General features: G+C 39.7%; 21 protein-coding genes. 8 read left to right on the top strand and 13 right to left on the bottom strand.

The annotated features are described in order from the left end of the window. Position 1: 1 nt before the first annotated feature. From E6C50_RS13640 to E6C50_RS13625, 4 genes are read right to left on the bottom strand one after another with little or no spacing between them, the layout of a single operon-like run. Positions 2-2,089, bottom strand: a complete 2,088-nt coding sequence (locus E6C50_RS13640) for a DUF4301 family protein (RefSeq protein WP_136403782.1) — start codon at positions 2,087-2,089, stop codon at positions 2-4. Further along, entirely contained in the window at positions 2,050-2,673 is a 624-nt protein-coding gene (gene pnuC / locus E6C50_RS13635; protein WP_136403781.1) for a nicotinamide riboside transporter PnuC, read from the bottom strand. The genes E6C50_RS13640 and pnuC overlap by 40 nt, the downstream gene beginning before the upstream one ends. Positions 2,674-2,676: 3 nt before the next feature. Continuing rightward, positions 2,677-3,399: a geranylgeranylglyceryl/heptaprenylglyceryl phosphate synthase gene (locus E6C50_RS13630; protein WP_317128631.1), complete on the bottom strand. Its 723-nt coding sequence runs from the start codon at positions 3,397-3,399 to the stop codon at positions 2,677-2,679. Beyond that, entirely contained in the window at positions 3,396-4,037 is a 642-nt protein-coding gene (locus E6C50_RS13625; RefSeq protein WP_136403780.1) for a 4'-phosphopantetheinyl transferase family protein, read from the bottom strand. The genes E6C50_RS13630 and E6C50_RS13625 overlap by 4 nt, the downstream gene beginning before the upstream one ends. Positions 4,038-4,200: 163 nt before the next feature. Between E6C50_RS13625 and ahcY the strand changes: the two genes are divergently transcribed. Beyond that, on the top strand, positions 4,201-5,517 hold the full coding sequence (ahcY, locus tag E6C50_RS13620) for an adenosylhomocysteinase (RefSeq protein ID WP_136403779.1): 1,317 nt from the start codon (positions 4,201-4,203) through the stop codon (positions 5,515-5,517). A 188-nt stretch (positions 5,518-5,705) separates the two neighbouring features. Here ahcY and rpmA read toward each other — a convergent pair whose 3' ends face one another. Continuing rightward, entirely contained in the window at positions 5,706-5,966 is a 261-nt protein-coding gene (gene rpmA, locus E6C50_RS13615; RefSeq protein WP_136403778.1) for a 50S ribosomal protein L27, read from the bottom strand. A gap of 23 nt (positions 5,967-5,989) precedes the next feature. Next, a complete protein-coding gene (gene rplU, locus E6C50_RS13610) occupies positions 5,990-6,352 on the bottom strand; it encodes a 50S ribosomal protein L21 (protein ID WP_136403777.1) in 363 nt (120 codons plus the stop codon). Between the two features lie 201 nt (positions 6,353-6,553). On the opposite strand from rplU, the gene E6C50_RS13605 reads away from it, so the two are divergent. Then, complete coding sequence (locus E6C50_RS13605) at positions 6,554-7,879, top strand: M16 family metallopeptidase (protein WP_136403776.1); 1,326 nt, start codon at positions 6,554-6,556, stop codon at positions 7,877-7,879. Positions 7,880-7,892: 13 nt separating this feature from the next. Beyond that, a complete protein-coding gene (locus tag E6C50_RS13600) occupies positions 7,893-9,935 on the top strand; it encodes an insulinase family protein (RefSeq protein ID WP_136403775.1) in 2,043 nt (680 codons plus the stop codon). Positions 9,936-9,981: 46 nt separating this feature from the next. Here E6C50_RS13600 and E6C50_RS13595 read toward each other — a convergent pair whose 3' ends face one another. Then, positions 9,982-10,845 (bottom strand): DMT family transporter, encoded by an 864-nt coding sequence (locus E6C50_RS13595; RefSeq protein WP_136403774.1) that lies wholly within the window; start codon positions 10,843-10,845, stop codon positions 9,982-9,984. Between the two features lie 111 nt (positions 10,846-10,956). On the opposite strand from E6C50_RS13595, the gene E6C50_RS13590 reads away from it, so the two are divergent. Then, positions 10,957-11,334, top strand: a complete 378-nt coding sequence (locus tag E6C50_RS13590) for a cation transporter (protein ID WP_136403773.1) — start codon at positions 10,957-10,959, stop codon at positions 11,332-11,334. Between the two features lie 65 nt (positions 11,335-11,399). Here E6C50_RS13590 and gldD read toward each other — a convergent pair whose 3' ends face one another. Genes gldD through mutY form a run of 4 tightly spaced genes read right to left on the bottom strand, consistent with a single transcriptional unit; the run spans position 11,400 to position 14,816 of the window. Then, complete coding sequence (gldD, locus tag E6C50_RS13585) at positions 11,400-11,972, bottom strand: gliding motility lipoprotein GldD (protein WP_168732823.1); 573 nt, start codon at positions 11,970-11,972, stop codon at positions 11,400-11,402. Further along, entirely contained in the window at positions 11,962-13,260 is a 1,299-nt protein-coding gene (gldE, locus tag E6C50_RS13580) for a gliding motility-associated protein GldE (protein ID WP_136403771.1), read from the bottom strand. Before gldE ends, gldD begins: the two co-directional genes overlap by 11 nt. Before the next feature lie 23 nt (positions 13,261-13,283). Next, on the bottom strand, positions 13,284-13,727 hold the full coding sequence (locus E6C50_RS13575) for a single-stranded DNA-binding protein (RefSeq protein ID WP_136403770.1): 444 nt from the start codon (positions 13,725-13,727) through the stop codon (positions 13,284-13,286). 36 nt (positions 13,728-13,763) lie between these two features. Continuing rightward, complete coding sequence (gene mutY / locus E6C50_RS13570; RefSeq protein WP_136403769.1) at positions 13,764-14,816, bottom strand: A/G-specific adenine glycosylase; 1,053 nt, start codon at positions 14,814-14,816, stop codon at positions 13,764-13,766. A 132-nt stretch (positions 14,817-14,948) separates the two neighbouring features. On the opposite strand from mutY, the gene E6C50_RS13565 reads away from it, so the two are divergent. Together E6C50_RS13565 and E6C50_RS13560 are read left to right on the top strand one after the other, a co-directional pair. Beyond that, positions 14,949-15,245 (top strand): HU family DNA-binding protein, encoded by a 297-nt coding sequence (locus E6C50_RS13565; protein ID WP_136403768.1) that lies wholly within the window; start codon positions 14,949-14,951, stop codon positions 15,243-15,245. 343 nt (positions 15,246-15,588) lie between these two features. Continuing rightward, entirely contained in the window at positions 15,589-17,142 is a 1,554-nt protein-coding gene (locus E6C50_RS13560; RefSeq protein ID WP_211089549.1) for an Rne/Rng family ribonuclease, read from the top strand. 47 nt (positions 17,143-17,189) lie between these two features. Here the strand turns inward: E6C50_RS13560 and E6C50_RS13555 are convergent, their stop codons facing one another. Further along, positions 17,190-17,630 (bottom strand): nucleoside deaminase, encoded by a 441-nt coding sequence (locus tag E6C50_RS13555; RefSeq protein WP_136403766.1) that lies wholly within the window; start codon positions 17,628-17,630, stop codon positions 17,190-17,192. A gap of 38 nt (positions 17,631-17,668) precedes the next feature. On the opposite strand from E6C50_RS13555, the gene E6C50_RS13550 reads away from it, so the two are divergent. Together E6C50_RS13550 and E6C50_RS13545 are read left to right on the top strand one after the other, a co-directional pair. Then, positions 17,669-19,438: a 1-deoxy-D-xylulose-5-phosphate synthase gene (locus tag E6C50_RS13550; protein WP_136403765.1), complete on the top strand. Its 1,770-nt coding sequence runs from the start codon at positions 17,669-17,671 to the stop codon at positions 19,436-19,438. Between the two features lie 48 nt (positions 19,439-19,486). Further along, positions 19,487-20,437, top strand: coding sequence for a DUF3078 domain-containing protein (locus E6C50_RS13545; RefSeq protein WP_136403764.1), 951 nt, complete (start codon positions 19,487-19,489; stop codon positions 20,435-20,437). Positions 20,438-20,510: 73 nt separating this feature from the next. Here E6C50_RS13545 and E6C50_RS13540 read toward each other — a convergent pair whose 3' ends face one another. Then, on the bottom strand, positions 20,511-23,159 hold the full coding sequence (locus tag E6C50_RS13540) for a T9SS-dependent M36 family metallopeptidase (protein ID WP_136403763.1): 2,649 nt from the start codon (positions 23,157-23,159) through the stop codon (positions 20,511-20,513). Between the last annotated feature and the right edge of the window lie 93 nt (positions 23,160-23,252).

The raw sequence follows: 23,252 nt of genomic DNA, 5'->3' as shown, positions 1-23,252 counted from the left end.
ATTATCGTGGCTGATGTGCCGGTTTTAATAAGTCGTTTACAGTTTTCACCGGATTAAACGTCAGAAGCGGCACTTCGACAAAAACCGTAATCCAGTTGGCCATAGAACCGTTCCACAAGCCTGGTAATTCATAGGCTTTAATATCTTTACATCCTTTGGTTTTATTAACAATAAACCCGGTATTGTGATCGACATAATTTTCCAGATTGAACTTTTCTCCTTTATAATCTTTTAAGCCACAAACCAAATCGACCGGATTAAAATGCGTCGACTCACTCAGAATCAATGCCTGTTTTTTATTTTGCAGGTCTATTTGTGACGATTCTACAATTTGCAACGAATGCATCCCTTCTTCACCAGTAACCCAAAACGGTCCGCCACCCGGTTCTCCTTCATTTTTCACCATACCACACACGCGTATCGGTCGGTTTAAAAGCTGAAACAATTGATTCTTCTGGTTTTCAAATGTATATTTTGAAAAATTACGCGGCAATACGATATTAAGCTCTCCTGTTGTAAAAGCGATTATTTCCTGAATTACCGCAGGATCGGTTGTCGTTTCCAACATTTTCAGGCTATCAAAAATTTGCTTCTGAAGTCGCATTAACAATCCACCCAGTAGCTTTTTATACCAAACAATTCCATCAAAATGATTAAAACAAACATTATCAATATTTTTAACAAAAACGATATCGCTCTTCAGTCGGTTTAGATTCTGAATCAACGCACCATGTCCGCCCGGTCGGAAAAAAAGCGAACCATCTTCCAGTCGAAATGGCTCATTATCAACACTAACCGCTAATGTATCGGTTGCTTTATCCTGAAAAGAATAGCTAACATTGACCGTATTTTCACTATTCAGAACCACTTCTGAAAAACTTTCCAAATGTTCTTCCGAAACCGTAAAATGAATATGATGATTTCCATCCACATTGGTATATACCTGCGCTTCTTTGAGGTGTTTAAAAATTGGCGTTGTAATCGCTTCTTTTTCCTGATGGAATGGCAATATCCCTTTCGGCTTATTCAGAAAATCGAATTTTGCCGGTGACAGCATTGTTTCGATAAAGCGGTAATATTTTTCATCCTGCGAGAAATTATCAAAATCTTTATATTCCGATTTTGTTTCCTGGAGCACATCGGCATAGAACGGAAATTTTTCTATTCCAACCAGAAACACCGATAATTCCGATGCTTTTTTTCTATTTACATAGGCATTGATTGTTTCATCGTGTAATTTAAATTCATTCAGAAAATCAACAAGAAATTTAAACATTCTGCTGGCAGCACCCGACGCCGGAACCAACTTTTCTATCGAAAACATTTTTTGATGCGCTTCAAAATAACCTACCAGTTCCTGCTCCTGCTCTTTATCAAAGAGTCGGATTCCATCGCCTACAGTAGCAATTTTATGGAGGTTGATTTTCGCAATTCCTTCATTAAAAAACTTCAACTGTCTTTCGATGGCATCGATATTCGTTCCTCTATGCCACATTTGCAAAAAATCGGCTGATGTAAAACCCAAACTTTTAGTTTTGAGCAACATTTCCACTGCTTTTACCGCAGTTTCAAAACGTTGCTGTTTATTCCCCGAAAGAACTATATAGGGTTTATTATTTTCGATTAAGGCATTTTCAAAAATCCGAAAGGTTTCCTCCCGCTTTTCCGGCCGATCTCTTAGATCATCTTTTTCCCAGGGCACATCGACATCGGTCAGGAAAAATAAATCGTAATTATGTTCGCGTGCAGCATCGTTCAGTAATTCATCACAAAATCCATAATAGATTTCCGAAAACACTTTGGTTACCATCAGATTGGTATCACAAAACAATAACTTACTGGCGATCTGCACCGCTTCATTTTCAAGTTTCATCTGACCAATAGCAATAGGAAGCATATCATTTTCATCGCAAATTGCCTGTTGTTCTTCCCACTTTTGCTGTAGATAATTTCGCGCATATTCGGGTATCCAGATGGTTTTAAAATGTTCTGCCAACTGTTTCGACAATGTCGTTTTCCCTGTACTTTCAGGGCCGTACATGGTTACTTTTATAACTTTTGAGTATCGTTGTTTAAGATCTTTCTCCATTCTAAATAGGCCGAAATTGCCAATAGTGTAAATATTAAATACTGTAACGACAACATCCCCAACCCTCTATATGCATAAAGCGGTACCGCGATAATGTCGCCGATTATCCAAAGCGTCCAGTTTTCGATTTTTTTATTGGCCATATACCACATACCGGTAAAAAACAGCCCCGACGTCAATATATCAACATAATTTTCGTGTTTGATTTGGTAATCAAACACCTTATAGATTGCGAAAATTATAATAATTGTCATTAAAAACAAGAATACTCCGATAATTTTTTCTTTTAATGTTGTCCGGGATATCGATAAAGAATCAACATTTGTTCTTTTTCGGGCCCAATTATACCAACCATAAACGCTCATAATCGAGAAGTACAGGTTAATCATCATGTCTCCGAGATAACCCGCCTGAAAAAGCAAGTAAACCGTGATTGTCGTCGCAATAAGTCCGGTTGGATACACCCATATATTTTCTTTTTTAGCATACCAAACACTGGCAATACCAAACACAAAGGCTATAAACTCCAGTACAACCTGCAACGTTGATGCATTCTTATAGGCATTTAAAAAGAAATCCACCATGATCTACAAATCTAAAAAAAAGTCGTTATCCTTTTCGAAAGCCGTTCCGATCACGACCATGGTCGCTCCGGCCTGATAGACCTGTTCCATATGTGCTTTCGTCCGAATTCCACCACCAACAATAAGCGGAATCGTTATATATTCGGCAACCTTACGCACTGTTTCCAACGGAACAGGCATTTGCGCCCCGCTACCCGCTTCCAGGTATATCATTTTATGACCGATCATTTCTCCCGCAAGCGCTGTTGCCACTGCGATTTCCGGTTTATCATTTGGCACCGGCGTGGTTCCGCTAATATAGGAAACCGTTGTCTGCTTTCCGCTTTCGACAAGTATATAGCCGGTTGAGATTACTTCCAGTTGGGATTGCTTTAATCTGGGAGCCGCCTGAACATGTTGCCCGATAAGATATTCCGGGTTTCTTCCGGAAATAAGCGACAAAAACAGAATTCCGTCGGCACGATTGTTAATATGAGCCGCATTGCCAGGAAAAAGCAAAATTGGTAACGTCAGTTTTGCTTTTAGAGCCGTAATAATTGCATCCTGTTGATCGACAAACAGCAGACTACCCCCAATTAAAATATGGGTTGCACCCGATTGACCGATTTTATCGATCAGGACATCCAGTTGCTCACCATCTACTTTATCCGGATCAAGCAAAATAGCCAGCAGTCGTTTTCCCTGTTGTTGTGCTGTTATAATTTGTTTGTAAATTTCCCCCATCATCTGCATGCATTTTGTTCGAGGGCATATACCAATGTAAAGTCTTCGATTTCATCAAAATAAAATTCAAAATCTTTTCGAAAATTATCCTTTGTAACCGTTGCCGTTCCTTTTTTATCGTCCATTACAAACGGATGTACCGTCATATTGTCTTTAAAACTCAGGCTTCGGGAATTACACATTTTATATTTTGCTTCTTTCGCGCCCCAAATAACGGTTAACTTCCGGATATAATCGGGTTCGGATTTATCGAGAAAAGCAAATTCGGGATCGATAAATTTATCGGCGATTTTACTGATTTTCTCCCGTCGCAGTTCCATGTCGATACCGACATTATTTTTTCCGACAATAATCGCAGAAAATTCATACGAATGCGTAATGGAGATATTTTTTCCGTCGCTAAGATGTGGCTTTCCAAAAGCATCGTAATACAAATCCAAATCGGTATAACCGAGCTCGGCGAACAGATTTCGTACACTTAGAAATCCTCTTTGATGCTGTTCGGACTTCATCCCGTTAACGCGTACGCGGCTCGAGTCCTTTAACGGTTTATCACGGAATAGTTCGTCCAGTGATTCTGTGATTTTCCAAACCAAGACCTTGGTATCAGGATCTATTTTTATCGTTTTATACAGCGGCATTAGCGCGGATGATTTATATATTGAAGTAGTATATTTTTATTTTTCTGATAACGAAAACGTTAGCTTTACCGGCAAACACGAAATATCCGGTTATCCTTCCAATTTTAAAAACTAATTCCGTAAATTTGCACTAAATTTTTTGTAAATACAAATAATAAAGCAGATGAGCACAAAAACATTGCCTTTCGTGGCTTACAAAGTAAAAGATATTTCTCTGGCTGCCTGGGGAAGAAAAGAGATCGAATTAGCAGAAGCGGAAATGCCGGGATTAATGGCACTTCGTGCAGAATATAAAGACGAGCAGCCTCTTAAAGGTGCCCGAATTGCAGGATGTCTTCACATGACGATCCAGACTGCGGTTTTAATTGAAACTTTAATTGCTTTAGGAGCTGAAGTTACCTGGAGTTCTTGTAATATTTTCTCTACTCAGGATCAGGCTGCTGCTGCAATTGCTGCAACAGGCGTACAGGTTTATGCATGGAAAGGTCTTAACGAGGAAGAATTTGACTGGTGTATTGAACAGACTTTATTCTTTGGAGAAGACAGACAACCGTTAAACATGATCTTAGATGACGGTGGTGATTTAACCAATATGGTTATCGACCGTTATCCGGAATTAATCCCTGGCATTAAAGGATTATCAGAAGAGACTACAACAGGTGTACACCGTTTGTACGAAAGAATGAAAAACGGAACATTACCAATGCCTGCTATCAACGTAAACGACTCGGTTACCAAATCGAAATTCGACAACAAGTACGGTTGTAAAGAAAGTGCTGTGGATGCTATCCGTCGTGCTACAGACGTAATGTTGGCCGGTAAAAGAGTGGTTGTTTGCGGATATGGTGATGTTGGAAAAGGTACAGCAGCTTCTTTCCGTGGCGCCGGTTCTATTGTAACCGTTACTGAAATTGATCCAATCTGCGCTTTACAGGCTGCAATGGACGGTTTTGAAGTTAAAAAACTAGACACTGTAGTAGCTAATGCTGACATCATCATTACTACAACAGGAAACAAAGACATCGTTATCGGAAAACATTTCGAGAAGATGAAAGACAAAACGATCGTTTGTAACATTGGTCACTTCGATAACGAAATCGATATGGCCTGGTTAAACAAAAACCACGGTGCTTCCAAAGTCGAAATCAAACCTCAGGTTGACAAATACACAATCAACGGTGTAGACATTATCATTTTGGCAGAAGGTCGTTTGGTAAACTTAGGTTGTGCAACAGGACACCCAAGCTTTGTAATGAGTAACTCGTTCACCAACCAAACGCTGGCACAGATCGAATTATGGAAACACAGCGACAAATACGAAAATCAGGTATATATGCTACCAAAACACTTAGATGAAAAAGTAGCCGCTTTACACCTTGCCAAATTAGGCGTTGAACTGGAAACATTAAACACAGAGCAAGCTGCTTATATTGGTGTTGAAGTTTCTGGACCATTCAAACCGGAATATTACAGATATTAATCCCCAAAATATCCTGTAACAGAAAAGACCTCAAAATTGAGGTCTTTTTTTATACCTAAATAGTAAAACCTGACAGGTTTTAATCTCAGCACGCGGTTAAACCTGTCAGGTTTCACTAATAAGCACAAAAAAAGCCCGTTTCAGAGAAACGGGCTTTTATATCTTTTCTGGTAAGATAAGATAGATTCTTATGCTTCGAATGGAATTACAGAAACGAAAGATTTGTTATCTCCTTTTTTCTGGAATTTCACTACTCCGTCAACTTTTGCATGTAAAGTATGATCTTTACCCATGTAAACGTTTTCTCCCGGATTGTGTTTAGAACCTCTTTGTCTTACGATAATGTTTCCAGCAATTGCAGCTTGACCACCAAAAATCTTAACACCTAAACGTTTCGATTCTGATTCTCTACCATTCTTGGAACTACCGACACCTTTCTTGTGAGCCATGACGTATTAGTTTTTAATGTTAATTATTCTTCTGTAGCTTCCGCTTTTTTAGTCGCTTTTTTCTTTGTAGCTCCCGCTCCAGTGATACCACTGATTACGATTTGCGTTAAAGATTGTCTGTGACCGTTTTTCTTTTTGTAACCTTTTCTTCTTTTCTTTTTGAAAACGATTACTTTATCACCTTTTAAGTGTTTTAACACTTGTGCTTCTACTGAAGCACCTTCTACAGCTGGGGCGCCTAAAGTTACGTTTCCGTTGTCATCTAATAAAAGAACTTTGTCAAAAGTAACTTTAGTTCCTTCTTCAGAAGCCAAACGGTGAACATAAACCTTTTGGTCTTTGCTTACTTTGAATTGTTGCCCTGCTATCTCTACGATTGCGTACATAACAATAATGTTTGATTAATTTTTAAGTGTGCAAATATACAACTAATTCTTTATGAAACAACCATATACCTGTAATTTTGGTGCATACACAAATATTAATCAAAAAAAGGTGCATATTTTCCACAAAACAAAACGATTACCTGTAACTTTTTACCGAAATTGCACACCTATATCGTTATCAAAAATAAATTACTAATTTTTATGAAAAAATCTTTAATGGCTTTGAGTTCACTTCTGATGCTTGGCGGCGTAGCTTCAGCGCAGAAAGTAGCGTTTGAAGAATACAATTTAGACAACGGACTTCATGTGATTTTACACAAGGATCCATCGGCTCCGGTAGTTGTTACATCGGTAATGTACCATGTGGGTGCCAAAGACGAAAACCCAAACAGAACGGGATTCGCACACTTTTTTGAACACCTTTTATTCGAAGGAACCAAAAACATCGCCCGTGGCGAATGGTTTAAAATCGTAACCGCCAACGGAGGGAACAACAATGCCAACACGTCGGACGACAGAACCTATTACTACGAAGTTTTCCCGTCGAACAATCTGGAACTGGCTTTATGGATGGAATCCGAAAGATTAATGCACCCGGTTATCAACCAGATCGGTGTAGACACGCAAAACGAAGTTGTTAAAGAAGAAAAAAGATTACGTGTAGACAATCAGCCTTACGGTAATTTATTTACTGAAGTTAAAAAGAACATCTTTACCAAACACCCATACCGTTGGGCTCCAATCGGTTCAATGGAACACTTGGATGCAGCTACTTTACAGGAATTCCAGGCTTTCAACAAAAAATTCTACATTCCTAACAATGCAGTATTAGTTGTTGCCGGAGATTTTGATTCGGCTCAGGCGAAAGAATGGGTACAAAAATATTTCGGACCAATCCAGAAAGGAACGCCGATTACCCGTGAGAAATTCGAAGAGGCTCCCATCACACAAACCATTCACGCGACTTACGAAGATCCGAACATTCAGATCCCAATGGCCGTTACTGCCTACAGAACGCCATCGATGAAAACGCGTGACGCAAGAGTATTGGATATGATCTCTTCTATCTTATCGGACGGAAAAAGCTCACGTCTATACAAAAAAATGGTTGACGAGAAAAAAATGGCTTTACAAATCGGAGCTTTCAACTACAGTCAGGAAGACTATGGTGTGTATTTTATCTACGGTTTACCATTAAGCCCAAACACTCCTGCTGACTTAATTAAAGGAATGGACGAGGAAATCAAAAAATTACAAACGGAATTAATTTCTGAAAAAGATTTCCAAAAATTACAAAACCAGTATGAAAACCAAAACGTAAACAGTAATTCCAATCTGGAAGGGGTTGCCGAAAATCTGGCATCTTACTATTTATTATATGGTGATGTAAATCTAATCAATACTGAAATTGACATTTACCGTTCTATTACGCGTGAAGAAATCAGAGACGTGGCGAAGAAATACTTAAACCCGAACCAACGTTTGATTTTAGATTATACTCCAGCAAAAGACAAAGCACAAAACTAAGCAGCCATTCATCATGAAAAAATTTATATATATAGCAGCGAGCTTGTTTTTATCGATTACTATGCAAGCACAAGACAGACCTCAACCGAAACCGGGACCAGCACCAACTATCAATGTTAAAAAACCGGAAACCTTTACTCTAAAAAACGGTTTAAAAGTAATGGTTGTTGAAAACCATAAATTACCGCGCGTTTCTTATACTTTAACTTTAGACAACCCTCCGTATGCGGAAGGGGATAAAAAAGGTGTTGCCGATTTAACGAGCAGCATGATCGGAAAAGGAAGCAAAAAAATATCCAAAGACGCTTTTAACGAAGAAGTAGACTTTTTAGGAGCCAACATCAGTTTTTCTTCTAACGGAGCCAATGCCAGCGGATTATCCAAATATGCCGGAAGAATCCTTGAATTAATGGCCGAAGGTGCTTTACACCCGGTATTCACTCAGGAAGAATTTGACAAAGAAAAAGCCAAATTACTGGAAGGAATCAAAGCACAGGAGAAAAGCGTTACCTCTGTAGCTTCTCGCGTTGAAAATGTTTTAGCTTTTGGAAAAACACACCCTAACGGGGAATATTTAAGCGAAGAAAGCATCAACAAAGTAACCTTAAACGATGTGGTTTTAAACTACAACACCTATTTCGTTCCGGGCAATGCTTACCTTGTTGTAATTGGTGATGTAAACACAAAAGAAGTTAAAAAAACAGTTGAAAAACTTTTTGGTTCCTGGAAAAAAGCCATCGCTCCACAGTTAACCTATTCTGACCCTAAAAACGTTCAGTATTCTCAAATTAACTTTGTGGATATGCCAAACGCCGTACAATCGGAAATTGCCCTGGTAAACACGGTGAACTTAAAAATGACCGACAAAGATTATTTCGCTACTTTATTGGCCAACCAAATCTTAGGTGGTGGTGGTGAAGGACGTTTATTCCTAAACCTACGCGAAAAACACGGATGGACTTACGGCGCGTACTCTTCTATCGGATCCGGAAAATATGTAACGAAATTCCGTTCTTCCGCTTCTGTTAGAAACGCTGTTACCGACAGTGCCGTTGTCGAATTCTTTAACGAATTAAAACGCATCAAAACGGACCTGGTTTCTGCAGAAGATCTTAAAAATGCAAAAGCCAAGTACATCGGAAACTTCGTAATGCAAATTGAGAAACCGGCTACTATTGCCCGTTATGCTTTAAACACAGCCACTCAAAACTTACCGGAAGATTTCTACGAAAACTACATCAAAAACATCAGTGCCGTTACACCGGAAGATATCCGTAACGCAGCCAACAAATATTTCCTTGCCGATAACACCCGTGTTGTTGTAGTTGGAAAAGCGGCTGATGTATTACCAGGATTGGAATCATTAAAAATGCCTATTTTCTATTTCGACAAATACGGAAATCCAACTGAAAAACCAGCAGTAAACAAACCAATTCCTGCCGGAGTTACAGCCAAAACCGTGTTCGACAATTACATTAAAGCTATTGGTGGCGAAAAAGCCGTAGCGGCAGTAAAATCAATTGCTACCGTTTCAACAGCTTCTATTCAAGGACAGGCATTGGAATTGATAAGCAAACACACTTCCGATAACAAATCGTTAATGGAAATGAAAGTTGCAGGTATGACCATGTCAAAACAAGTTGTGAGCGACAAAGCAGCTTATGCAGTACAACAAGGACAACGTAAAGACTATACTGCTGAGGAATTTAAAGAGAAAAAAGAAAGCGCTGCTGCTTTCCCTGAATTAGCACTTGCAAAAAGAGCCGATCTTAAAATCAAAGGAATCGAAAGCTTTAACGGAAGTGATGCTTACGTTATCGAAAATGGTAAGTCAACTTTATATTATGATGTAAAAACCGGTTTAAAAGTCGGGGAAGCCAAAACAATGGAAAGAGGTGGCCAGAAGATGACACAAACCGTTACTTACAGCGACTATAAAGAAATTAAAGGCATCAAAATACCTTATAAAACAATTATGAATGTAGGTATGGATCTTGAATTTACAATCAACGATGCAAAAATCAACGAAGGTGTTACTGCTGCTGACTTTCAGTAATCAATAACCCGATTCAAAATAAAAGGCTGCTTTCGAGCAGCCTTTTTTATTTTCGTGCGGAGAAATACACCCCTATCAGAATGATTAATGCTCCAACAATCTGAAACACTTCCATTTTTTCATTATCCAATATCCCCCAGACAAAAGCAACCACCGGAATAAGATAGGTCACAGAAGATGCAAAAATCGGCGATGACATCTGGATCAGTCTAAAGAAAATAATATTCGCAATACCGGTTCCCAATATCCCCAGAATAGCAATATAAATAGCCGATTCCTGTACTTGCGCCTGCCCCGCTACCTGAAAAAAATCGGTACAGGATAATACAATAATCGCCGGAATCATCAATACCACAAAATTTCCGGTTGTAATACTCAGTGAATTCACATCCGACAGATATTTTTTGATCAGATTCACATTCATCGCATAGCAAACTGCTGCAATCACCACCAGAATCGCAAAATAATAATTCTGATTGGGATTACTTTTCGCTCCGGAATAAATCAGCACCACACATCCGATAAGCCCTATAATGACCCCAAAAAACTGTCGGCGCTGAAATTCCAATCCGAATAAAAAAGCACCCAACAACAACGTATTTAACGGTGTTAATGAATTTAGGATCGCGCTGGTCGCACTACTGATTTCCGTTTGTGCAAAAGCAAACAAAAACACCGGCATAAACGTCCCGACAAAGGCCGTTAGGGCAATGTACTTCCATTTATCCGAAGGAATCTTAGTAAGACTTCGGAATCCGACAATCAATAAAAAAGCGGCCGCAAACAACATCCGTAAAGCGCCCAACTGAAAAGGTGTTAATCCAACAAGACCTCTTTTAATCAGGATAAAAGAACTTCCCCAGATTAACGAAAGTCCGATCAGCAATATCCATTTGATCTGTTTTGTCATTTTAGTATTTTTTTAGGACGTAAAAGTCCAACAATAAAACGGGAAAACGCTCCTTTTTTTATAATTTTGTAACGCGCTCCAAAAGAGCTTTTTAATCTTAAAACAGTCCTTATGAATATTACTAAAAAAATAGCCGTATTTGCATTTGCCGCTTTTGCATTGGTTAGCTGCAAAAAAGAAGAGAAAAACACTACCGAAGGAACGGTAGCTACCGAGAAGACCGAAGATGTTGCCGCCAAAATGGAAACCGCAAGCTTTAACATCGAAGGCATGACTTGTGCAATGGGTTGTGCCGCTACGATCGAAAACAAATTAGGTCGTTTGGACGGTGTAACTTCTGCAAAAGTTGATTTTGAAACCAAAACAGCTACTGTTGAATTCGACGCCAACAAACAATCTGCTGCTTCTTTAACACAAACGGTTGAAGGCGTTGCCGACGGAAAGACCTATAAAGTATCGAACATGAAAGAAGAATTGAAAAAAGCCTAACCAAAAGCTTTCCAACATAAAAAAAGCGAACCTTGCTTGTGGTTCGCTTTTTTTATGTTCTCTATTTATTTCCAGCGTAAACTTTCCATAATCCTCCGCATATCATTTTTAATATAACTAGCCGCCGGCATAATGGAATCAAAATTGGGTTTGGTATAAAAATATACCGATCCTACAATAAAATGCCTGGTACTATCCGTCACATAAAACTGAGCGTTTGTTGCCGCATTACCACCAACCTGATAAAACATTCCGTATACTTTCTCCCTTCCGTTGATAAATGGTTGCTCTTGTATATCATCAGCTTTAATCACGTGCTCGTAGGTCAGTTTCTGCGCATCCCGCAACAAGACATCAATATTATTATTAACCGGTTTATAATCAATATAAATGGTTCCTTTCATATTTGGATAACTGATATCAAACCCGCACGCTCCTTTTTTAGTGATCTTAGTCCGATTATTTACATCGAAGGTAAAAGCACATCCATCGTTAAAAGGTGTGTATTCCGGTTTTGGATATTCCAGACTCAGGTACGCTTTTGGCTTTGGCACCACATCGCCTTTACAAGCCGTAAGCAGCAATCCTGCAGTCATCAACAATGCAAAAGCGGTATTTTTAAGTATTCTATTCATCAAGCAAGGTAACTTTAATTTGTTTGACCCGGCGTTTGTCTACCGATTCGACGGTAAATATACAATCTGCAAAATTTATTTTCTGATGCTTTTTGGGAAAATTTCCCGAAATCTCCAAAATAAATCCAGCCAGTGTTTCCGATTCCCCCTTACTGGTTTCAAAAACCTCTTCGTTTACCGGTACAATCCGATAAAAATCCTTCAGGCTGATTTTCCCTTCAAACAAAAAGTTTTTGGTATCGATCTGCGAAAACACAATATTTTCATCGTCAAATTCATCACTGATATCCCCAACAATTTCTTCCAGAATATCTTCCAGCGAAATCACTCCTGAAGTTCCGCCATATTCATCGACGACAATCGCCAGGTGATTTTTCATACCCTGAAATTCCTTTAAGAGGTTGTCCAGTTTTTTATTTTCCGGGACAAAAAACGGCTCCCGAAGCAACTTTTGCCATTCAAAATCCGTTTTATCGATATGAGGAAGCAAATCTTTTACAAACAAAACACCCTCAATATGGTCGATATCTTCTTTAAAAACCGGTATTCGGGAATAGCCTTTTTCTACGATCTGTGCTACAATTTCCGAAAAGGAATCTTCCATATCCAAAGCAAACACATCAATACGAGGACTCATTACCTGTCGGGCTTCGGTATTTCCGAAACTTACAATCCCCTCCAGTATCTTTTGTTCTTCTTTGGTTGTATCACCATAATCGGTCATTTCCAATGCCTGCGACAACTGATCGACCGAGAAATTTTCTTTTTCTTTTCCGATTTTTTTATACAGATAGATAATAATTTTTCGCAGCGGAATACTAACCGGCGTAAGCAGTTTATCGAGCAAAACCACCAAACCACTAACGCCCTGTGCAAATTTGACATTATTACGGGTCGCATACATTTTGGGCAGTACCTCTCCAAAGAAAAGAATCAGCGCCGCTACCAATGCAATTTCCAGCAGAATTTTGGTTCCGATCGCCATCAATTCGGAAAAAACCCTGTCACCCAGATAGGAAAACAAGATTACAATTGTAATATTTACAAAGTTATTGGCTACCAGAAAAGTCATGGACAACTTTTTGGGCGCCTCCAATAATTTCCCGATTTGCTTTCCGCGGGCTCCATCGCCGGCTCTAAGAGCTTCGATTTCTTTTTTATTAAGTGAGAAAAGTGCGGTTTCGGCACCGGATATCAGTGCAGAACAGAACAACAGGAACACTATCCCTGCAATTAGAAGTATCAGGTTAAAATCTACAGTACTGAATAAACTGACGGGGCCTGGGTCCAAATCAAACAGAATTAGTTAAACAATTAAAACGGCATATCATCATTTTGCATAGGTGTTCCCGGTGAATCAAATGATGGTTTGGAAGTATCGCCCGAAGTCGGGAAACCCGGTTTATTGTTTTCGATTTCCTTTTTCGTTGTTAAAAAGGTAAACTCGGTCACCTGGATTTCGGTAGTATACTTCGTAGTACCGTCTTCGGCTTGCCATTGTCTGGATTTGATACGGCCTTCCACATAAATCTTATCACCTTTTGAAAGATATTTTTCGCATATCTCAGCCGCCTTGTTGCGCACCACAAGATTATGCCATTCTGTAGAAGTGATTCTTTCGTTTGTCGTTTTGTTAATATACACCTCATTGGTTGCAAGAGGAAAACGTCCAATACAATTACCTCCTTCGAAATAATGCATTTTCACATCATCTCCCAAATGTCCAATTAACATGACTTTATTTACCGTTCCATTCATGGCTCGTACCTATTTATTAACTCAAATATACTAATTCTATTTATTTTTTACATACTCTGTGATAAAATTATATATCACAATAGGAAATGGAAGCTTTTGAACTTCACTCCATGACAAACTGCCCGACATGATAGCAGCAGTCTTTAATTCCCAAAAATAAATATGCAAATGTTGATGCGAAAGCTTGTGAAGAATTTGTTTTTCATTTAAAAGGCGGAATTCCTGCAAACGACCTCCATCCGGAATTGTGACACTTTTTATAAGCTGTTCCGGCATAGCATCGCGATGTATATCAGTCATCGTTTCGACCAACGGAAATTCATACAATCCGAACCAGATTCCTTTATCCTGTCGTTTTTGCACCATTGTATTTCCGGAGGGATCTACAAACAAAATATAATTCAGATAGCGATTGGTCACTTTTATTTTTTTTAATTTAACCGGCAACCGATCCACTTTCTTTTTTTGCAAAGCCGCACAACTGGAATTAAACACACACGAAGGACAATCCGGGCTTTTAGGCACACATTGCAGCGCCCCAAACTCCATCATCGCCTGATTAAACAGTGATGCTTTATCCACAGGCAACAATTCGGCTGCCAATGCTTTAAATTCTTTTTTTGCCGCCGGAGCAGCAATATCCGTTTCCACATCAAAATAGCGGGCCAACACCCGGAACACATTACCATCAACCACCGGAACGGGTTCGCCATAGGAAATCGAAGCAATTGCCGCAGCAGTGTATTCCCCTACCCCTTTTAACTTTAAAAGTCCGTCGTAATTCTCAGGAAACACACCATTTCGCTCAAAAGCGATGAATTTCGCGGTCGCATGCAAATTTCGCGCTCTCGAATAGTAGCCCAAACCCTGCCAGAGTTTTAGCACTTTTTCCTCATCGGCATTTGCCAGATCAAAAACAGTTGGAAAAGCGTCAACAAACGCTAAAAAATACGGCAAACCCTGCGCAACCCGCGTTTGTTGCAACATGATTTCTGACAGCCATATACGATAGGGATCCGCCGTTTTTCGCCATGGCAAATCGCGCTTAGACCGCAAATACCACTGGATTAACGAGTTAGAAAAATCCATTATAAAAAATTAGGATACAAAAATAAAACTTTATGTAATTAAATTTTAATCGATTAAGGTTGAAATATTGTATTTTTAATTCCTATATTTGCAAACTCAAAAAATTACACATCAATATAAATACGAAAGAAAATGACGAAAGCAGACATCGTAGCGAAAATTTCCGAGAAATTGGGTCTAGAAAAAGGAGATGTACAAGCAACAGTTGAGTCTTTTATGGACGAAGTAAAAAACTCATTAGAAACTGGTGACAACGTATACTTAAGAGGTTTTGGTAGCTTTATCATCAAAACAAGAGCTGAGAAAACCGGTAGAAACATCTCTAAAAACACTACAATTAAGATTCCTGCCCACAACATCCCGGCTTTCAAACCAGCAAAAGTTTTTGTTGATGGCGTGAAAACGAATACTGAAGTAAAAGTTAACTAATTTATTAATCACTCTAAACACTACAATTTATGCCAAGTGGTAAAAAAAGAAAAAGACATAAGGTAGCAACTCACAAACGTAAAAAGAGAGCGAGAGCTAACCGTCATAAGAAGAAAAAGTAGTTTAAAACTACTTTTTTCTTTTTAAAGTCTAAAGTTCATTGAAATTGAAATCATAAAAAGCGGAACAAATCAGTAAGTTTTCAACTACAAATCCATGATTTATAGTTTTATATTTGCTATTCCAGTTATGGTTTCCCGGGTAAAACCTGTAAATTTAATGTTAAATCCATCTGTACGTTGGTAGCACTATTACGATAGCGGCTATTATTGTATGGATAAAAATGTACCAAGTGAACAAGGAATTAATTATCCGATCCAGTTCAGAAGCGGTAGATTTTGCCTTATTAAAAGATGGAAAACTAATTGAATTACACAGAGAAGAGGGCGAAAAAAACGGCTTTCAGGTAGGTGATATTTTTATTGCCAAGATCCGAAAACCGGTAGCAGGATTGAATGCGGCCTTTGTAAATGTAGGCTTCGAAAAAGATGCCTTTTTACATTATCATGATTTAGGTCCAAACCTATCTTCTCTAATGAAATTCATTAAACTTGTAAGCGCAGGTAAAATAAAAGATTTCTCCCTAAAAAACTTTCCTTTTGAACCTGAGATCGACAAGGATGGCGCAATATCCGACGTATTAAGTGCCAATCAGTCAATTTTAGTTCAAGTAGTTAAAGAACCGATATCTACCAAAGGGCCACGAATAAGTTCCGAACTTTCACTGGCCGGGCGATATGTTGTTTTAGTTCCTTTTTCGGATCGGATCTCGATTTCACAAAAAATTGAATCGAAAGAAGAAAAAGACCGATTAAAACGTTTGGTTCAATCTATTAAACCAAAAGGATTTGGTGTTATTGTCAGAACAGTAGCAGAAGGCAAAAAAGTAGCTGAACTCGACAAAGACTTACAAAATTTGCTGGACAAATGGACCACAATGTGTAAGCGAATCCCTACAGCACATCATCCTTCAAAAGTATTAGGCGAACTCAACCGAGCGTCCTCAATACTACGCGATGTCTTTAATGATACCTTTACCGGTATTCATATTGATGATGAGGATCTGTACTATCAAACGAAGGAGTATTTGCAAGAAATAGCTCCTGCTAAAGTATCTATTGTTAAGCATTATCAATCGAAAGAGTTACCTCTTTTTGAGAAATACAACATAGAGCGACAAATTAAGACGTCATTTGGAAGAACGGTATCTATGAGCAAAGGAGCTTACTTAATCATAGAACACACCGAGGCTTTACATGTAATCGACGTCAACAGCGGTAACCGCTCCAACAAAGCGCAAAACCAGGAAGACACTGCCTTAGAAGTAAATCTGATTGCTGCGGCTGAAATAGCCCGACAATTGCGATTACGCGACATGGGTGGTATTATTGTAATCGATTTTATCGACATGTCAAATCCTGACAACCGTAAAGTGCTCTACGATTTCTTACGAGAGGAAATGAGCGATGACAAAGCAAAACATAAAATCTTGCCTCCTAGCAAATTTGGATTAATTCAAATTACTAGACAAAGAGTCAGACCCGAAGTTAATATCAAAACAAGAGAAGAAAACCCGAATAATGAAAACGGGGAAATTGAAGCTCCTATCCTGATTATTGATAAAATATCGGCTGATCTAGAACGAATTTTTAAGGATCACAAAAAAGTGGTTCTGAATGCGCATCCCTTTGTGGCTGCGTATATAACTAAAGGTTTTCCATCATTACGTTCAAAATGGTTTTTTGAACATAAAAAATGGGTGAAAGTTATACCTCGTGACGCTTACACGTACTTAGAATATCACTTCTTCGACAAAGATGGAAGTGAAATTAAATAAATCCAAACCGCTCGTTGTGAAACGGAGCGGTTTTTTTATGTCTATAATTAGCGTCTTTTCTGAAAGAAAGCCTTCATTAAAGCCCCGCACTCCTGTTCCATAACACCGGTTACCACTGTTGTTTTCGGATGCAATTGCGCGCCCATCTTGCGATAGCCACGGTGCTCGTCATAGGCTCCGTAAACCACCTTTGAAATCTGACTCCAATATAAAGCTCCGGCACACATTTGACACGGTTCCAGTGTTACGTAAAGCGTACAGTCTTTCAGGTATTTTCCACCCAAAAAATTAGCCGCCGCCGTAATCGATTGCATTTCGGCATGCGCCGTAACATCGTTTAACAACTCCGTCAGGTTATGACTTCTGGCAATGACCCGATTGTCGACAACCACAATGGCACCAACCGGAATTTCTCCTTTTTCGAAAGCCATCTCCGCTTCGTGGAGTGCCTTTTTCATAAAATAATCGTCCGTGAAAATGTTTTCCATAAAAACAAAAATACAATTTCAAATTGTACCTTTGCATCATGGCAGCAAAACTCTTATCAAACATACTATCTCCCACCGATTTACGCAAACTCCCTGTTGAGCAACTTCCGGCTCTGGCACAAGAACTACGGGAGTTTATCATCGATATCGTATCGACAAAGGAAGGCCATTTGGGTGCGAGTTTAGGCGTTGTAGAACTGACCATAGCCCTACATTATGTTTTTAACACTCCGGACGATCAACTGGTATGGGACGTCGGACATCAGGCCTACGGTCATAAAATCCTGACCGAACGTGCCGCGGTATTCCACACCAACCGTCAATTAGGTGGTATTTCCGGTTTTCCGAATCGCAATGAGAGTATTTACGATACTTTTGGCGTAGGACATTCCTCCACGGCTATTTCGGCCGCTTTGGGAATGGCTATTGCTTCCCAACTAAAAGGCGAAACCAAAAAACAACATATCGCTGTAGTTGGCGATGCTTCGATTGCCTCGGGAATGGCCTTTGAAGGTTTAAACCACGCCGGTGTGACCGATGCCAATTTACTCGTAATTTTAAACGATAACGCTATTGGGATCGACCCAAGCGTTGGTGCTTTAAAAGCATACCTGACATCTGTAAAAGATGGAAGCAATCCAAGGGACAACAACATGATCCGTTCCTTAAACTTTGATTATTCCGGGCCAATCGACGGTCACGATATTCCATTGTTAATTAAAGAACTGATCCGATTAAAAGATAAAAAGGGACCCAAATTCCTGCATATTACCACCACAAAAGGAAAAGGACTTGAACAGGCCGAAAAAGACCAGGTTCGTTATCACGCTCCGGGTAAATTCGACAAAACTACCGGAGAAATTCTTCCTCGTCCGGAGGAAAATCTACCACCAAAATTCCAGGATGTATTCGGTTTGACATTAGTTGAACTGGCACATCAAAACGAACGTATTATCGGGATTACGCCGGCTATGCCCACCGGTTCGTCTCTTAAATTTATGATGGACGAAATTCCGGATCGCGCCTTCGATGTAGGGATCGCCGAACAACATGCCGTAACACTGGCTGCCGGAATGACCACTCAGGGAATGGTTGTGTTTTGTAATATCTATTCCACTTTTCTGCAACGTGCCTACGATCAGGTTATTCACGATGTGGCTTTACAGAATTTACCCGTTATATTCTGTCTGGACCGAGCCGGCCTGGTTGGAGAAGATGGCGCCACACATCAGGGCGTTTTCGATATTGCCTATCTGAATTGTATTCCGAATCTGATTTTATTTGCCCCTATAAATGAAATCGAACTCCGAAACGGTATGTATACCGCACAATTAGGACTGGATCATCCGATAGCGATACGTTATCCGAGAGGAAGAGGTTATGTTCAGAACTGGCAACTTCCGTTCGAAAAAATCGAAATCGGAAAAGCCCGAAGACTTTCGAAAGGCCGTAAAATTGCCATTCTATCGACCGGAACAATCGGCAACAACGTACAACAAGCCCTTGAGCAGACCGAAAACCGTGATTTGTTTTCCCATTATCATTTTCCGTTTATAAAACCACTGGACATTGCAACTCTGGAAGCAATCTGTAACAGCTACGAACAACTGATTACGATAGAAGACGGATCCGTATTAGGCGGTTTCGGAAGTACTATTGCGGCATATGTAAGTGCTCATTATACCAGGCTAAGTGTTAAAATACTGGGCATTCCAGACGAGTTTATTGAGCACGGCACAGTTATTGAGCAGCAAAAAAAATGCAAAATTGATGTTAACAGTCTGATAACGCTATTTTCAAGTTATTGATTTTAACCTCATTTGCCAAACTAAAGAAAATTAAAAACTAAATTTACCATGAAGATTACTCCGTATCTAATCGGATTACTTTTTATTTTAGTCATTCCAAAAAGTAATGCACAAGACGTAGTAAGAACTACAATTCCCGACACCACCTCCTATTGGCACAAAAAAAACAGCATCGGACTTGATTTTAGCCAAATCGCATTTATCAACTGGAGTGTTGGAGGAAACAACTCTATTTCAGGCCTTTTAAAAGGCGCTTTTTTACGAAACTACATCAAAGGCAATGTGAAGTGGAAAAACGAACTCATCGTACGCTATGGCGTTAATAAGCAGGAAGAACGCGAACTCCGCAAGACCGATGACGCGATTCAGCTGAATTCGACTTTTGGTTACCGTCACGACAGTATTTCAAACTGGTACCACAGTGCCAAACTAAATTTCAACACGCAATTTACCAGCGGATATGCCTATCCGAATACCGATCTGGCGATTTCCAAAGCCTTTGCTCCTGCCTATTTATTTCTGGGTGTCGGAGCCGAGTACTCCAATAAGGAACAAAAGCTAAATGCCTATTTCTCCCCTTTAACCCAGAAAACTACTTTAGTATTGGATCAGCGTTTAGCCGATCAGGGTGCTTTTGGGGTCGACAAAGCGACGTATGACGAAGCCGGTAATCTGATTACCCACGGTAAACGATCGCGAACCGAAGTCGGTATTTTAGTTACCAACCAATGGAAAAGTGAGATTTACAAGAATATTTTCCTCGATCATCGTTTAAGTCTTTATACCGATTATATAAACAGATTCGGGAATATTGATGTCGACTGGCAATTACAACTGGATCTTGTCGTTAACGAATATGTCAAAGCCAATATCGGCACCAATCTCGTTTATGACGATGATATCAAATCAAAAAAGGAGATCGACGGCGTACAGGTTACCCAAGGACCTAAAATCCAGTTTAAACAACTGTTAGGAATCGGTTTGAGTTACACCTTTTAAGATATAAAAAATACCCCCAAATAGTATCTAACTTTTTGGGGGCAGTTCAAAAGGAACCTTTTATATTTTAGAATTAATTCAATATCACCTTTTGGGTATGATTTAAATTATCACCTTCAACTTTAAGAATATACATTCCTGATTGTAATCCTTTCAGGTTGATTGTTTTTTCAACATTGAAATCTTCAACTTTCTGACTGTATACATTTCTTCCGTTTATATCAAACACCTGTAATGATACTTTACCAGTATAGTTTCCGATAAACACATTAAACGTTCCGTTAGATGGGTTTGGATATACTTTGATCATATCTTTATTCTCAAAATAATCTACAGCCATCGTACAGTTAGGTCCTTGCGGAGGCGTTGTAAAATCTTCCACCTGATCGTTGATTGCAGCCACACCACTATTCATACCTGCTGATGCATGTACTCCTAAACCTCTTCTGGCAAAAACGTCCCAGATCATACAGTAATTCTGCCCACCAGTTGTCGCCTGATCAGCTGCGATAATCGCATCCCTTCCGGAAACAAACGAAGGATTACACGGTTGTAATTTTAACGCGTCGATGATCAAACGTAAAACTTTATTATTACCACCGGTTCCGGTATAGATATTCGGATCATAGCCATATTTGTTGATATAGGCCCATGTTAAATCCCACAACATAGTAGCCCAAACGGTTCCTACCGCGTGTACATCAACACGTAACGTACCATTCTGATCGGTATAGGATAAACCGTTGGTATCACCATAGGTAAGTGGATTGATTCCAAAATCGGTTGAATATTTATATTGACGGATTCCCACACCATTCGTAGGCTGACCCGCCAGGAAAGTTGCGATTCCTTTTCCGGCTACCGGAGAATCACCTGCCTTGATTTGTAATAAATAGGCAAAGAAATCCGACCAACCTTCACCCATTTGCTCCGTACTGGTCAAACAGTTTGCAGCAGCAGGTCCACCAGTTAAACGGGAAGAAATACCATGACCATATTCGTGTGAAATCACTCCATTATCAAAATCACCATCCGAATTCACAAAGTTAACCGCTTCATAAGATAAGGTCGTATTAACCGCTCCGGATTGCATACCGGCAATTATTGCATTTCCTACGGACTGGCTTACCAAAATAGCCGGGATCGTGATGCCTGCATTTGCACCACCCATAACCATATATTCATCCAGATTATTCACAACGATAACCGCCACGGCACCGGCATTTTGAGCAAACATTACTTTATTTACAAAATCACAAGATCCTCTGCGAACCAAAACGATTTTACCCGCTAACTGTGCTCCGTTGATGGCTGCTGTACAAGCATCGGCATTATCTGGCACACCATCATCAAAAAGAGCTAAATCGGCTGTAATTCCTGCTGGTGCCGCTGGCACTGCTACGTGACCGCTTGTAAAGTTATTATCTACTGCAAAATAGGCTCCCGCCAAAGACGCTGGTGAATTGATACGGAAAAAGTTAGGTCGTGGCCCTACATTCCACAAATACATTTGCATACGTGGCGACTGACCATCAACCGGAGTGGAGAAATTTGCGTTGTTTGTACCACTACCATCCTGAGCATCTGCTAAAACAGGATCTCCGTTAAAAGTCACGGTTCCACCGCGACCATAGTTATTTTGCTGGAAGTTACCATTAGCTTCATTAAACCCGTACTGATACATAATATCGTGCATGATATTATTCATATAGAAAAGGTTTGTTGTCGCTGCACTGGTATAGGTCGAGGCCGCTACTCCGGTTCCTCCGTAAGGGAAGTCAAAAGTCAAACTTAAACCACCGTTCGGGCTGGCTCCTGTAGTCGCATTATTTCCGGCAATATCTTCTTTTGCCCAAACATTATTTCCTCTGGTCGTCGTAAACTCCGGACCCGCAACACCATTGGTATCATGCCATTCGTAAGGAGAAGCCAAAGCGTTATGCGGTGACACTAATAATTCGCGGTTTCCGTGGTTCGGACTTTCTACGTTATACGGATAAACGCGATACGATCCACCCTGTACCTGAGCCAATGCACTTGCATCTTTAAATGCTTTGCTGCTGAAGTTCATCGTATGGTTGTGTTCTTTATGATTCGCATCACCGAAGTTACAGCTCAATACCAGATCAAAATTTTCCAGCATTGCACCGTTTACCGCATCAATCCGAACACTCCACAAATGTTTATAATCGGACGTATAGAACGTATAATCCCAGGCCAGTCGCAGGGAAGCGTCTTCCATTTGTTGGAAAACAAGCTCTGCACTAACCGGATCGTCCGTTAACGTTCCGTTGGTTAATTTATATTCTTTATCACTGATTTTAGTAGCAATCTGCGAACTGAAAGCCGGCACTTTTAAATGGGTTTGTGCCTTTAACAATCCATCCGTTACCGATAAAACCGGTGTCTGGGTATTGATTTTTGCTGCTACATCCGCTATAAAACGGTTTCCAACATTAATCACTTCTCCGTTTTTAACCGAAAAGTTGGTTACCGCATTAAAAATCTCAATTCCTTTATAACGCTGTTTTACGTAGTAGTTATTGATATTCGTTGTTGAAGAACTCGCTTCACTCTCCACAAACCAATCCGCGATATCTTGTCGGGATAAGCCTAACTTTTGATGGTTATTGGTTAGATAGCGTTGGATTTGCTCATTTTGAGATTGTGCAAACCCTGCGCTACCAGCCAACAGCAGCATCATTAGGGTAGTTTTTTTCATAATTTTTTTAGTTAGCTTTTTAATTCAAGTTTCACAAAATTATAATTTTATTCAACTTAACAAAAAAATATTGCTAACTTATCAATAATATCA

Origin of the sequence: Flavobacterium supellecticarium (assembly GCF_004801375.1) — a bacterium.
In the GTDB taxonomy this organism is placed as follows: Bacteria; Bacteroidota; Bacteroidia; order Flavobacteriales; family Flavobacteriaceae; genus Flavobacterium; species Flavobacterium supellecticarium.
Note: the sequence above shows the minus strand (reverse complement) of the source record. Positions and strands in the feature narration are given on the sequence as shown.